The following is a 13837-nucleotide window of genomic DNA, read 5'->3' on the forward strand; positions in this document are numbered from 1 at the left end:
TAAAACCATATGCTACAAGGACTTACCACCCTTGCGGTTATTTATCTAGCAAATATATTAATTCTTTATTGCGATAAAACTTGCGAAATTCACCCAACGAAACAGCGTTTCAATGTGCTTAAATCCTGCATTTGTAAGCATTTCTTTATTCTCATTTTCACTATAAGGGACAAGCACATTCTCCAATGCTTCGCGCTTCCTTGCAATCTCAAAATCACTATATCCTTGCTTTTTTTTGTTTTGCAAATAATAATCAATCATCAAAAAATCCAAGCCCTTATGCTCCACAATCACCTTTTCAGAGACGATGAAGATTCCACCACTTTCCAAACAATCAAAGATTTTTTGCACGAGTTTTTCACGCATCAAAGGACGAATGAATTGCAAAGTGTAGTTTGCAATCACCACATTACACTTCGGAAACTCCACTTCTAAGACATCGCCACAGATGAGATTCGCACTAAAATCATACGCGCTAAGCTTATTGTGCGCCGCATCAAGCATAGATTCTGCATTATCAATCCCATATAAATGCAGAGGAAATTTCGCCCTAGAGGCAATCTCTACAAGCATTGCACCCGTGCTTGTGCCTAAATCCAAAAGCGTAGAATCCTGCTTCAAATACATCAATGCAAAATCCGCGCACAGCTCCAAAACTTCCTTATAATGCGGGATACTACGACTTACCATATCATCAAACACCCCCGCGACTTTCGCGTCAAATTCAAACTGCTTATGTTGCGCTTCTGCAAAAACCCTATCCATTCACTCCCCCTACTTGCGATTCTACTTTTTGCGATTCCGCCTCTTGAAAGCCCTTATTTTGTAGTAAATTCTCTTCTTTTTTTAAAACCCTACAAGCTCTTTGAATATCCTTTTGAATTTGTTCTTTTAATGCGCTTAATGCCTCAAAATGCTTGTTTTCGCGCAAATATTTCACGAGAAAAAACCCTGCTTCTTTTTGATTTATTTGTAATTCTAATCCCAACAAATGCCCCTCAATCGCGAAAGATTTATCGGTGCTAACGCGATTCCCGATAAAAATCACAGCGGGATATTTTGGGGATTCTGCACTTTGTGCGCCAAGTTGCACAAATCCTGCATAAACGCCTTCTTTTGGCAGCAAAAACCCATTATTTTCTAAATTAATCGTTGCGACAAGTTCTTTTGCCCCGATTCCTTGCCCACGCACGATTGCACCACGAATCTCAAAGGCGCGTCCTAAAAGCTTATTTGCAAGTTTAAGATTGCCATTAAACAACAACTCCTTAATCAATCCGCTATGCACAGAAAGTTTTTTGTAAAACACTTCTTCTACCACGACTACTTCACCCTTAAAGCACTTTTGCAAATCAAAAGCGTAATAATGCCTCTCCCTACCAAATCTAAAATCATAACCAACTACCAAGCGTTTAAGATTCGGCAAGAACCGCAACAAAAATGCTACAAACTCCTCGTCATTTTGGTTACGCACGGATTCCAAAGGCAGATAAAACATAGAATGCGTCGTATAAAAAGAACGATATTGATGTGGTAACAACTCACCTTGATTGCCTTCAATGCACAGAATCGCTCCTCTTTCGTCCAATCTCTCAAAAAGAGCCTGATGCGCAATGTGCATACCATCAAATTTCCCAAGCGCAAGGCTCGTAATATTATGCGCTAGATTTGGATTTTTGACAAGCGATAAAAAACTCAACATTCCCTTCCTTTCCTTTGATTTTGGATTCTTGCACACAAAGAATCTTAAAATTATTTTTTAGCAACCCAAGCGTTTTTTCTAATGCTTCCATTGTGCTTTGCGATTCCATAAGAACACCTTTTTTGTTGCGCTTAGCTTCAATTCCCACTTCAAATTGTGGCTTAAAAAGCAAAATCACTAACCCACTTGCCAAAGATTCAATGGCTTCCAAAATATCCTTTAATGCGATAAAAGAAACATCGCAAACCACCAAAGGAAAAGTTTGCGATTCCAACCCCACAAAGGAGCGAATATCCATATTTTCATAGAATTGCACACGCGGATTTTCCCTCAAACTCTTATGCAACTGATTGCTTCCCACATCAACACAGACGATAGATTCCACCCCTGCGCGTAACAAAACCTCACTAAAGCCTCCCGTGCTTGCGCCAATATCTAAAGCTCTTAAAGCACCAAAATCCCGCACTAAATTAGGATTGGATTCCAAAAAATAATACAACTTTTCTCCCGCACGGCTCACGAAGTTTAAAGATTCCAAAAGCGTAATGCAATCCTTGCTAGAAACTTCATAAGAAGCTTTATTGCAAGGCTGATGATTCACACAAACTTTGCCTTTTTGAATCAGGCTTTGCGCCTTATTACGCGATTCTACCAATCCCAACCTTACACAAGCAAGATCTAAGCGCATTTTATCTATTAGCGATTCTTGCAATCACTTATCCTTGCCTCTAAGCTCTTCTTTGCTTAATCCCTTAAATCCAAACTTCAAGGTATTCTCGCCAAATTTTGGGTGGCTTAAAACTAGCATAAGACTATCTTGAACGCGCTTATCTTGCGGGGCAAATTCCACCCAATAATATTCTCCCCAACGCATTGCGTTTGAAAGCATAAAATCCCGCAAGTCTTCTTTTTGAAGTCGGGTGATTTTAACAGGAGATTCGCCATTGCTTAGCTTCAAGTTGTAGCCATTTTCTAAGAATCCCTTAGAGTTTTGCGCACTTTGATAAACATCAACGAAGAAAATTTCTCCCTTTTCGTGTGGATATTTTTGCTCATCATAAGCGTTTAAATGCACGGCAATTAACACAATGCGCGTTGTTTCATCAAACACCAATTCGCTTTTGCGAGTTGCTTGGATATAAGATTCTTCAGGTTTGGAGGGAATCAATTTAGACTTCACAGAATCCACATCTACACACCCACTTAAAACCGCCAAACTTAAAATTAAGATTCCAACCAAAAAATGCTTCATCAACTCCGCCCTATTTCTTAGCTTCTAACGCCAATTTCATAATAAGTAAATCCCAATTCCTTTAGTCTTTTAGCATTGTATTGATTGCGTCCATCAAAGATAATGGGGCTTTTCAAACGCTCTTTAATCTCCAAAAAATCCGGGCTTCTAAACTCTTTCCATTCTGTAACAAGCACCAAACAATCACAATTATCTAATGCGTCATATTTATTTTTGGCATATAAAAGATTTGGAATCTCTTTAAGATAAAATCGCTGCGCTTCTTCCATTGCCTTTGGGTCATATACCTTGACGACTGCACCACGCGCAACTAACTCATTAATCAACACAATAGAAGTTGCTTCGCGCATATCATCTGTTTCAGGCTTAAAACTAAGCCCCCAAAGGCAAATTTGTCGCTCACTCAAATCATTGCCAAAATGCCGCACGATTTTTTTGCCCAAAACTTGCTTTTGCTCAACATTAACTTGCTCAACTGCGTGGATAATCTTCGGGCTTACGCCATAATCTAGTGCGATTTTAGACAAGGCTTTAACATCTTTTGGGAAACAACTTCCGCCATATCCACAACCCGGATAAATAAAGCTATACCCAATCCGCTTATCACTTCCGATTCCAACACGCACATCATTGACATTTGCCCCTACTGCCTCGCAAATATTTGCAATCTCATTAATGAAGCTAATTTTTGTCGCAAGCATAGCATTTGCAGCATATTTTGTCATTTCTGCACTTTTAATATCCATCACAATCAAGCGGTCATGATTGCGACAAAAAGGCGCGTAAAGTTCTCTTAATCTTTCCTCCACCCAATCTTCTTCTACGCCAATTACCACACGATCAGGCTTCAAAAAATCATTTAGCGCATCGCCCTCTTTAAGAAATTCTGGATTACTTGCAACACCAAAAGGAATATCTTGTTTGCGTTGCATTAGGGATTTTTCAATCACTGCCTTAACCTTTTGTGCCGTGCCAACAGGAACCGTGGATTTATTAACCACAATCACTTGCGATTCCAAATGCACACCAATCTCCTTTGCGGCATTTAGCACATATTGCAAATCCGCGCTTCCATCTTCCCCCATAGGTGTGCCAACAGCAATAAAAACAATCTCGCAATTCTTCAAGGCTTCTTTTAGAGAAGTTGTGAAATGTAAATTTCCATTTTGATAATTTTTTCTCACTAACTCATCTAAGCCCGGCTCATAGATTGGAATCTCACCGGATTTAAGTTGTGTGATTTTAGATTCCATTACATCTACGCAAACAACTTTATTTCCCATTTCGGCAAAACAAGTCCCACTCACCAAACCCACATATCCTGTGCCAATCACTGCTATATTCATTGTAAGATTGCCTTTAAAATTAAAACTTTGCGCATTTTAGCATAATCTTATCCAAAATAACAAAACTGCAAAGGAAACTTAAAGCAAAATAAATTTATAATATTTTATTTTAAACTTTAAATACAAAAAGATTGCCAAACAAAGAGAAGTGAAGCAAAGCTCGGGCTAAAGGAGATTGGATTATGGCGCGACATCTTTTAGAAACTAGGGATTTTAACAAAGAAGAAGTAGAACAAATTTTAGATTTAGCCCAAAGCTTTTTAGAATCCAAACCTAGAACTAGCTTAAATGGACATATTGTCATTACAATCTTTTTCGAAAACTCCACCCGCACGCTTTCTAGCTTTGAAGTCGCCACCAAAAGGCTTGGTGGTAGCGTCGTGCGTTTAGATGTATCACGCAGCTCTACTTCAAAGGGCGAAACGCTTTTTGATACCGCTGCAAACCTCAATGCAATGAATCCAAGCGCGATTGTCGTGCGGCATAGAAATGCCGGTGTGCCAAATATCCTTTCTCAATATGTTTCCTGCTCTATCGTCAATGGTGGAGATGGTGCACACGCACACCCAACACAAGCCCTTTTGGATTTACTGACTTTGCGCAAACATCTAGGCAACTTAGAGGGCAAAAAAATCGCTATTGTCGGTGATATTCGCAATTCACGCGTAGCAAATAGCAATATTGAACTTTTAGGAAGATTCGGTATGAAAGTTATTTTGGTAGGACCTCCGCATTTTATCCCTAAAACCTCCTTACGCCATTGCTTATTTCTAAAAGAAGTCATTGACGAAGTAGATGCAGTGATGAGTTTGCGCACACAAACAGAACGGCACGATTGCCCTATTTATTCTAGCTTAAAAGACTATGCAAGTGATTATTGTATCACGCAAGAAGCATTTGGAAATCGCGATATTATCTTACTGCACCCCGGACCTGTGCATCGTAACATTGATATTAGCGATTCTATGCTAAAAGACCCTCGTTGCAAAGTTTTAGAACAAGTAACGCATGGCGTAGCGATTCGTATGGCGGTTTTAGAAACGCTCATCACACATAATAGCGATTCAAAAATCCCTAAAAACTTCCCTTATTTTTAATTGTTAAATCCATTATGGAATCTCTAATTTTAGAACTCGCTACCCTCTTTATTGTAGGCTTAGTGGGTGCTTTAACGCCCGGACCGGATATTTTATTTGTGCTTAGAAATACCATTAGCTTTGGCGCAAAAGCGGGATTTTTTAGTTTGCTTGGAATCTCGTGTGGTTGGCTTATTTTTATTAGCTTAATTTACTTTGGATTCGCACATCTCATTAATGGCGCATTGCCGCAAGGAATCCTAAGTTTTATTGGCGGATTTTATTTGCTTTATATTTCTTTTTTGCTTTTTAAAAAACCCAAAAACACAATTGACTTTGCCGACAATACACCGCCGACAAAAGCAATCTTTGATTTCGTATTCAAAGGCTTTTTATTGAATCTCTCCAATCCCAAAGCGATTTTATTTTTTGCAGTCATTATCGCCCCTTTTATGAACCAACACCTAGAAATCAGCCTTTTAGTGTTACTTTGTGGGTTATTTTTGGCATTTTTGATGGTGATTGTTTTGGGAATATTTTTTAGGAGATTCATCAATAACGCGCTTTTTGATAGAATAGATAAAATCTGTGGAATCGTATTTATCGGCTTTGCGATTCTTCTTCTTATTTCTAGTTATCAAAGTTTCTATACCTTTTTTGGAGAAATTCAATCTTCAAACTTGACAAGTGCGCATTTTTAGATTAGAATTCTCTTATTACTTCGTAATAATCAAGGAACTGCATAAAGGACTTTATGGATTATAACAATCCAACATTCATTTTCCACTTTTTTCAATTTTTAAACTTTTGCAAGGAATCCTAAATAAAACTTTAAGGCAATAAATGAGCGAAAACAATTCAAACAAAAAAGAACATAAAACCCGCACCCACACACCTGTTGAAGGTTATACAATTGAAGACTTACGCGCCAAATCCATCAACAAACTTGCAGAGATTGCTAAATCTTTGGGCATTGAAAACCCCCAAGAATTTTTACGCCAAGACTTGATTTTTGAAATTCTTAAAACTCAAGTGAGCAAGGGCGGATTCATACTCTTTACCGGAATCCTAGAAATTACAAGTGAAGGCTATGGATTCTTACGCGCCATTGATGAAAACTTCTCGGGCTCACAAAATGACGCGTATGTTAGCAGCACACAGATTCGCAGATTTACCCTAAGAAATGGCGATATTATCACAGGACAAGTCCGATCGCCTAAAGACCAAGAACGATACTACGCACTTCTCAAAGTAGAAGCTATCAATTACCAATCTCCAGAAGAGATGAAAAACCGCCCACTTTTTGACAATCTCACCCCCCTTTTCCCAACACAACAAATTAAACTAGAATACAATAGTTTTAAAATCACAGGAAGAATGCTAGATTTATTTGCCCCTATTGGCAAAGGACAACGCGCACTCATCGTTGCACCACCAAGAACCGGCAAAACCGAGCTTATGAAAGAACTTGCCTATGGAATCACACACAACCACCCCGAAGTAGAATTGATTGTCTTGCTTGTTGATGAACGACCAGAAGAGGTTACCGATATGGAACGCAGTGTCAAAGGCGAAGTGTATAGCTCCACTTTTGATATGCCTGCAAACAACCACACACGCGTCGCGGAGCTTGTAGTAGAAAAGGCAAAGCGTATGGTAGAAATGGGCAAAGATGTTGTGATTTTATTAGATTCCATTACTCGCCTTGCAAGGGCTTATAATACCGCCACACCAAGTAGCGGAAAAGTGCTTAGCGGTGGGGTTGATGCTAATGCTTTGCACAAGCCTAAACGATTCTTTGGAGCTGCGAGAAATATTGAACAAGGCGGGAGTTTGACGATTATCGCTACTGCCTTGATTGAAACAGGTTCAAGAATGGACGAAGTGATTTTTGAAGAATTTAAAGGCACAGGAAACAGCGAAATTGTGTTGGCGCGACATATTGCAGAGCGCAGAATCTATCCTGCAATGGATATTTTAAAAAGTGGCACACGCAAAGAAGAATTGCTTTTAGGACACGATAAGCTACAAAAAGTTTGGGTGCTTCGCAATGCGATTCATCAAATGAATAATGAAATTGACGCGCTAACTTTCCTTTATTCTCAAATGCAAAAAAGCAAAGATAATGAAGAGTTTTTAAATATGATGAATAATGACACAAAAGATTAAAAAATGATTCCATATAGAATCGGGGTGTTTGATAGCGGAGCGGGTGGAATCAGCGTTTTAAAAAGCCTCATTCATTCGCACAACTTTGAAGAAATTATCTATTATGGCGATACAGCGCGTGTCCCCTATGGAGTGCGTAGCCCAGAGACAATTATCCAATATTCTTTAGAAGCATTAGAATTTTTCAAAAGCTTTCATTTGGATTTGCTCGTCATTGCTTGTAACACCGTAAGTGCCTATGGTCTTAAGGCAATGCAAGAAGTCGCCCCCTATCCTATCGTGGGCGTGATTGAACCGGGTGTCCTAGCCCTTAAAAATAAAATTTCCAATAAAGATTCCAAAATCCTAATTTTAGGCACAAAGGCAACGATTCAAAGCAAACTTTATAGCGAACTTCTTAGCGTTGAAGGCTATTGTAATACCTTTGGACTTGCAACAAGTCTTTTTGTGCCAATCGTAGAAGAAGGAATCTTTGAAGGAGCGGTTTTGGATTCCACGATTGCACATTATTTCGCTAAATACCCACAAACTCCAGAGGCGATTATTTTGGGTTGCACACATTTCCCGCTGATTGCAGATTCTATTTCTAATTATTACCACAAACAACCCCTATTAATCCATTCAGGAGAGGCGATTATGGAGTATTTGCAAAATTCCTATATTCTCAAATCCTTTGACACTCCTCCAAAGGTTACTTTTTATGCAAGTGATTGCGTGGAAAAGTTGGAACAAATTGCCAAAGTATGGCTTATAAAATAAACATAGATTCTTTATTTTCGCTAGATTTTTCAAAAAGAAAGCTAAAATTTATTTTTATTTTGATATGTTATAAGTTTTATACAAAATTTCAAAAGATATAACCAAAATATCCTATAAAAACAAGGAGATTCTATGCGAAGCGCATGGGTAAAACAAAGAGAAAACGATAAAATCAAAACCCAATTACATTATGCAAAACGCGGAATCATTACGCAAGAAATGGAATATGTTGCCAACATTGAACATCTCAATCCCGAAATCGTGCGTAAAGAAATCGCCAAAGGTCGGCTTATTTTGCCTGCAAACATTCACCACACCAACTTAGAACCAATGGGTATTGGTGTGGCTGTGCGCACAAAAATCAATTCCAATATCGGTAGCTCCGCATTGGCAAGTTCCATTGATGAAGAAGTGCAAAAAACGCTCATTTCCATCAAATATGGCGCGGATACGATTATGGATTTAAGCACAGGGGGAGATTTGGATTCCATTCGTCAAGCCGTGATTGCTAGTTCTAGTGTGCCTATTGGCACGGTGCCGATTTATCAGATTCTCCATGATGTCAAAAACGATATTAATGCATTAACGATTGATAAAATGCTGGAGGTTATGGAACGACAAGCAAAACAAGGCGTAAGCTATTTTACGATTCATTGCGGGTTTTTGCTAGAACATATGCCAACTTTAGCCAAAAGAAAAATGGGAATCGTAAGTCGTGGTGGGAGCTTAATGGCTTCGTGGATGTTGCATTACCACAAACAAAATCCATTCTATGAGGCATTTGACGATATTTTGGATATTTGCCAACGCTATGATGTCTCATTAAGTCTTGGAGATTCCTTGCGTCCTGGCTGTTTGGCGGATTCTAGCGATGAAGCACAGCTAAATGAACTTAAGGTGTTAGGAGAATTAACTCTACGCGCTTGGGAAAAAGATGTGCAGGTTATGATAGAGGGACCCGGACATACACCAATGAATGAAATTGAACGCAATGTGGAATTGCAAAAAGAGCTTTGCCATGAAGCACCTTTTTATGTCTTGGGACCTCTTGTTACAGATATTGCAGCAGGTTATGATCATATTGCTTCGGCTATGGGTGCTGCAATCGCCGCTTGGAAAGGCGTTGCGATGCTTTGTTATGTTACCCCAAAAGAACATTTGGGATTGCCCAATGCTAAAGATGTGCGGGAGGGCATTATCGCTTATAAGATTGCCGCTCACGCCGCAGATATTGCACGCGGACGCACCCACGCGCGTATCAAAGATGACGCAATGAGCAATGCGCGTTATAACTTTGATTGGAATAAGCAATTTGAACTTGCCCTAGACCCAGAACGCGCACGGGAATACCATGATGAGAGTCTCCCACAAGAAGTTTTTAAAGACGCGAAATTTTGCTCCATGTGCGGACCGAAATTTTGCAGTTATAAAATTTCGCAAGAAATCATTGAACAACATCAATAAAGGAAAACCATGAATCAAGAACAACTCGTTAATTCATTAAAAGAAGTCATTTATCCAAATTTCGAAAAAGACATTGTTACTTTTGGATTTGTCAAAGAAATGCTAATACAAGGCGATTCTGTCGCTTTAAGGCTAGAGATTCCCTCTGCTTCTAGTGAAGTAGCAAAACAGCTTGAAACCACAATCACACAAAAGCTCAACGCACAAGGAATCCACAAAATCAACTTAGATATTAAACAACCTAAGCCTCAAGCGGAATCCAAGCCACAAGGCGCAAAAAACCTTGCTCCACAAATCAAAAACTTTGTGATGGTGAGTAGTGGTAAAGGCGGAGTTGGTAAATCCACTACAAGCGTAAATCTAGCGATTGCCCTTGCAATGCAGGGCAAAAAAGTCGCATTGTTAGACGCGGATATTTATGGTCCTAATGTGCCTAGAATGCTAGGTTTAGAGAAAGAAAAACCCGAAATTGATCAAAACTTAAAGAAATTGATTCCTCTACAAGCGTTTGGAATCGAAATGATTTCTATGGGTGTGCTTTATGATGAGGGGCAAAGCCTAATTTGGCGCGGTCCAATGATTATTCGCGCGATTGAACAGATGCTAAGTGATGTGCTATGGGGCAATTTAGATGTCATGGTCATTGATATGCCACCGGGAACAGGAGACGCGCAACTAACACTCGCACAAAGCGTCCCGGTAACTGCGGGGATTTCTGTTTCTACACCACAAAAAGTAGCACTTGATGATGGCTCAAGAGCTTTGGATATGTTTGCAAAACTCAAAATTCCTGTGGCAGGAATCATTGAAAATATGAGTGGATTCATCTGTCCAAATTGTGGGGAAGAATACGATATTTTTGGCAAAGGAACAACCGAGCAAGTCGCTAAAGATTTTGACACAAAAACCCTTGCACAGATTCCTATTGAACCCATCGTTAGAGAGGGTGGCGACAATGGTAAGCCCATTGTTTATTTCAAACCCGAATCCAAATCAGCAAAAGAATATCTCAAAGCCGCAAAAGCATTGTGGGATTTCATAGAAGAAGTCAATGCAAAAAAACTTGCAGATAATAGCGCGATTCAGCCTATCCAAAGCGATAAATCCGCTTGTAGTAGTTAATTGACTCACAAATTGGGGTCTTTCCACCCCAGACTTTTATTAATCTCATCACAATTCCAAAGATTCCAAAACCAAATTGCAAAATCCAAACCCCGCCACAGAAAACCTTATAAAAATAAAGTTTAAAAGCAAAGTATAAAGAATAAATAAAACAAAAAATGTTAGAATACCGCTTTTAGAAATTTATTTTAAGGTGCGCTTAAGTGAAAAACAAAGCCCATCATTTAGAAATTGTTTTACCAAGCTATACCATTACCTTTGGGGAATTGCCAAAAATCACCCATCAAGGGAAAGTCCTTATCATTACGAATCCAAAAATTGCGGGATTGCATTTGCAAACCTTACTTGCAAACCTAGAAGCAAAAGAAATTTATTGTCATACGATTCCCGATGGTGAGAACTACAAAAATTTTGACACGCTCAATGGAATCCTAGAAGCTGCCTTTAATCACCGCTTAGATAGAAACTCCTTGATGATTGCTTTTGGGGGTGGAGTGATTGGCGATATGGTTGGATTTGCTTCGGGAATCTTTATGCGTGGGATTGACTTTATTCAGATTCCTACGACACTTCTAGCGCAAGTGGATTCTAGCGTGGGTGGCAAAACCGGCATTAACAATCATTTTGGCAAAAATCTCATTGGTTTATTTCATCAACCCAAAGCGGTTTATATTGACACGAGATTCCTAGCAACCTTGCCAAGACGCGAATTTAGCGCAGGAATGGCAGAAATAATTAAAATGGCAGTTTGCTTTGACGCGTCTTTATTTGAAGCATTACATGATTCCAATATGGCGGAGAATCCTATTCTTTTGGGGAGAATCTATCAAGCTATTAGCATTAAAGCAAAAGTCGTCGCCCAAGATGAAAAAGAACACGGAATCCGCGCGGCACTAAATTATGGACATACTTTCGGGCATATCATTGAACGAGAAAGCGGCTATGGACATTATCTCCATGGCGAAGCAGTCGGAATTGGAATCGTAATGGCAAACAAACTTGCCTTAAAGCTTGAGCTTATCACACAGAAAGAATTTGACGCTATTTTGGCGTTATTGCAACAATACGAGATTCCAACAACTTACAAAATCCACGACGAGGAATCCTTTTACCAAGCTTTCTTTTTGGACAAAAAAAGCTCCAACGACAAAATTAAGTTTGTCTTACCTAAGGGAATCGGCAATGTATGCTTCAAAGAGGATATTCCCAAAGGAGTAATCCTAGAAGTGTTGAGTGCGTTTAAATGATTTTAAGATTCCTAGTTTTTTTCTGCATTGTGTTTTTGGGAAATGCCCTAAGTGATGAAGTGATTGAAGAAATCAAAGCCATCAAACAGCTAGAATCCCAAATCATTGAAGCAAACAATTTTCTTAACAATCCTAATAATTTATGGCTCAAAAAATACTCCAACTATGAAGCCTACCAACAAGCAATCTTCAATGTAATGCAAACCCAAAATGAGATTGAATTGCTAGAAAAAAAGCCAAAAACCATTGAAATCCAAAACCAACTTAATCTACTAGAGCGCAATCTCACCGCACTAGAACAACAAAAAGAAGTTTTAGGGATTTATAAAGATTCTCCTTTTCGCGAATTAACAGAAGCTAAAAAGCTTGAAGAAGCACCCAATGTTACGAATCTCTTGCTGACTGCACGGGCTTATTCTTATATCAAAAAGATCGACGCAGAATTAACCGCATTGCAAAATAATTACCAAAGACTACAAGAAAACCTAAAATATCTCAAGCAAAAAGATGAAGCCTTAAGTGCGTTGCTAGAAATCTATAACACCACGCCCCATTTAGATAAGCTTAAAAATGTCTGCCAATCAGATTATTGTATGTTTCCTAACAGAGAGGAAATCTCAAAGGCTTATCAGGCAAACAATAATGCACTTACGATTCTTGAAACCACTCAAGTAGTCTTTGGCACGACTTTAGAAATCTTCGCCAAAGAAATGGAAGAAACCAAAACACGCCTTAAATTACAAATCAAAGAGCAATTCATCAAGGGAATCTATATTTGTATCACGATTCTAGTTTTGATTGGAATCGCATTTTCTATCAAACTCGGAGTGCGTAAATATATCCACGATAACGAGCGTATTTACACAACCAATAAAATCATCAATTTTCTTAACATCACGCTCATTGTCCTTATTTTACTCTTTGCTTATTTGGATAATGTAAGCTATCTTGTTACCGTGCTGGGATTCGCGTCTGCTGGTTTGGCGATTGCGATGAAAGACCTTTTTATGTCTATTTTAGGCTGGATTGTGATTGTGGTAGGCGGTTGTGTGCATGCAGGAGATAGAATCAAAGTCATCAAAGAAGGTGCGGTTTATATCGGCGATGTGCTGGATATTTCCGTGCTTAGAATCACATTATACGAAGATATTACACTCACTACCTACAAAGAAAATCGCCGTGCTGGACGCATTATTTTTATTCCTAATAACTTTGTCTTCACAACAATGTTTTCTAACTACACACACGGAGGAATGAAGACGGTTTGGGACGGAATTGATTTTACGATTACTTTTGGTTCTAACCACGAAAGAGCTTGTCATATCGCTAGAGAATGTGCCAAAAAATATGCTAAAGGTTACACCGAAAGCACACGCAAACAATTCATTAAAATGCGCGACCGCTTTAGCTTGCGTAATACCAATGTAGAGCCAAGAGTTTTTAGCCTCCTAGAACCCAATGGAATCCGCATTTCTGTGTGGTATCTCACTAATGCCTACGCAACTTTGGCTTTGCGCAGCAGCATTAGTGCCGAAATCATTGATGAAATCCTCAATCAGCCCGATATTCAAATCGCTTATCCAAGCACAACTATTTACGAGGGCAGACACAACCAACCCTCCCATATAAACGAGAATGAACCCTTTAAAAACACTCCCCTAAAGAGTGATGGCGCAATCCCGCCACAAAACTTTTTTTAA

Annotated in this window: 13 protein-coding genes; 8 read left to right on the plus strand and 5 right to left on the minus strand. The window is 39.1% G+C overall.

Translation table 11 applies throughout. The annotated features are described in order from the left end of the window. Nucleotides 1-57: 57 nt before the first annotated feature. Genes cmoA through LS69_RS03080 form a run of 5 tightly spaced genes read right to left on the minus strand, consistent with a single transcriptional unit; the run spans nucleotide 58 to nucleotide 4300 of the window. Nucleotides 58-765, minus strand: coding sequence for a carboxy-S-adenosyl-L-methionine synthase CmoA (gene cmoA / locus LS69_RS03060; protein WP_138121986.1), 708 nt, complete (start codon nucleotides 763-765; stop codon nucleotides 58-60). Beyond that, on the minus strand, nucleotides 758-1702 hold the full coding sequence (locus tag LS69_RS03065; RefSeq protein ID WP_138121988.1) for a bifunctional riboflavin kinase/FAD synthetase: 945 nt from the start codon (nucleotides 1700-1702) through the stop codon (nucleotides 758-760). The genes cmoA and LS69_RS03065 overlap by 8 nt, the downstream gene beginning before the upstream one ends. Continuing rightward, nucleotides 1656-2390: a TlyA family RNA methyltransferase gene (locus tag LS69_RS03070; RefSeq protein ID WP_138122189.1), complete on the minus strand. Its 735-nt coding sequence runs from the start codon at nucleotides 2388-2390 to the stop codon at nucleotides 1656-1658. Before LS69_RS03070 ends, LS69_RS03065 begins: the two co-directional genes overlap by 47 nt. A 24-nt stretch (nucleotides 2391-2414) precedes the next feature. Next, nucleotides 2415-2954, minus strand: coding sequence for a hypothetical protein (locus LS69_RS03075; RefSeq protein WP_238699095.1), 540 nt, complete (start codon nucleotides 2952-2954; stop codon nucleotides 2415-2417). Between the two features lie 17 nt (nucleotides 2955-2971). Further along, nucleotides 2972-4300: a UDP-glucose/GDP-mannose dehydrogenase family protein gene (locus LS69_RS03080; protein ID WP_138121990.1), complete on the minus strand. Its 1329-nt coding sequence runs from the start codon at nucleotides 4298-4300 to the stop codon at nucleotides 2972-2974. Nucleotides 4301-4482: 182 nt separating this feature from the next. Between LS69_RS03080 and LS69_RS03085 the strand changes: the two genes are divergently transcribed. The 8 genes from LS69_RS03085 to LS69_RS03120 all read left to right on the plus strand — a co-directional run bounded on the left by LS69_RS03085 (nucleotide 4483) and on the right by LS69_RS03120 (nucleotide 13837). Continuing rightward, nucleotides 4483-5397, plus strand: a complete 915-nt coding sequence (locus LS69_RS03085) for an aspartate carbamoyltransferase catalytic subunit (RefSeq protein ID WP_138121992.1) — start codon at nucleotides 4483-4485, stop codon at nucleotides 5395-5397. A gap of 14 nt (nucleotides 5398-5411) precedes the next feature. Continuing rightward, entirely contained in the window at nucleotides 5412-6077 is a 666-nt protein-coding gene (locus tag LS69_RS03090) for a LysE family translocator (RefSeq protein ID WP_138121994.1), read from the plus strand. Between the two features lie 142 nt (nucleotides 6078-6219). Further along, on the plus strand, nucleotides 6220-7545 hold the full coding sequence (gene rho, locus LS69_RS03095) for a transcription termination factor Rho (RefSeq protein ID WP_138121996.1): 1326 nt from the start codon (nucleotides 6220-6222) through the stop codon (nucleotides 7543-7545). A 3-nt stretch (nucleotides 7546-7548) separates the two neighbouring features. Further along, the gene (gene murI / locus LS69_RS03100) at nucleotides 7549-8304 is read left to right on the plus strand and encodes a glutamate racemase (protein ID WP_138121998.1); all 756 of its coding nucleotides are present in this window, start codon (nucleotides 7549-7551) and stop codon (nucleotides 8302-8304) included. A 132-nt stretch (nucleotides 8305-8436) separates the two neighbouring features. Then, nucleotides 8437-9768: a phosphomethylpyrimidine synthase ThiC gene (gene thiC, locus LS69_RS03105; protein ID WP_138122000.1), complete on the plus strand. Its 1332-nt coding sequence runs from the start codon at nucleotides 8437-8439 to the stop codon at nucleotides 9766-9768. A gap of 9 nt (nucleotides 9769-9777) precedes the next feature. Beyond that, nucleotides 9778-10890 (plus strand): Mrp/NBP35 family ATP-binding protein, encoded by a 1113-nt coding sequence (locus LS69_RS03110; RefSeq protein WP_138122002.1) that lies wholly within the window; start codon nucleotides 9778-9780, stop codon nucleotides 10888-10890. Between the two features lie 203 nt (nucleotides 10891-11093). Next, nucleotides 11094-12137 (plus strand): 3-dehydroquinate synthase, encoded by a 1044-nt coding sequence (gene aroB, locus LS69_RS03115; protein WP_138122004.1) that lies wholly within the window; start codon nucleotides 11094-11096, stop codon nucleotides 12135-12137. Beyond that, on the plus strand, nucleotides 12134-13837 hold the full coding sequence (locus LS69_RS03120; protein ID WP_138122006.1) for a mechanosensitive ion channel domain-containing protein: 1704 nt from the start codon (nucleotides 12134-12136) through the stop codon (nucleotides 13835-13837). Before aroB ends, LS69_RS03120 begins: the two co-directional genes overlap by 4 nt.

Origin of the sequence: Helicobacter sp. MIT 05-5294, assembly GCF_000765675.1 — a bacterium.
Lineage (GTDB): Bacteria > Campylobacterota > Campylobacteria > Campylobacterales > Helicobacteraceae > Helicobacter_D.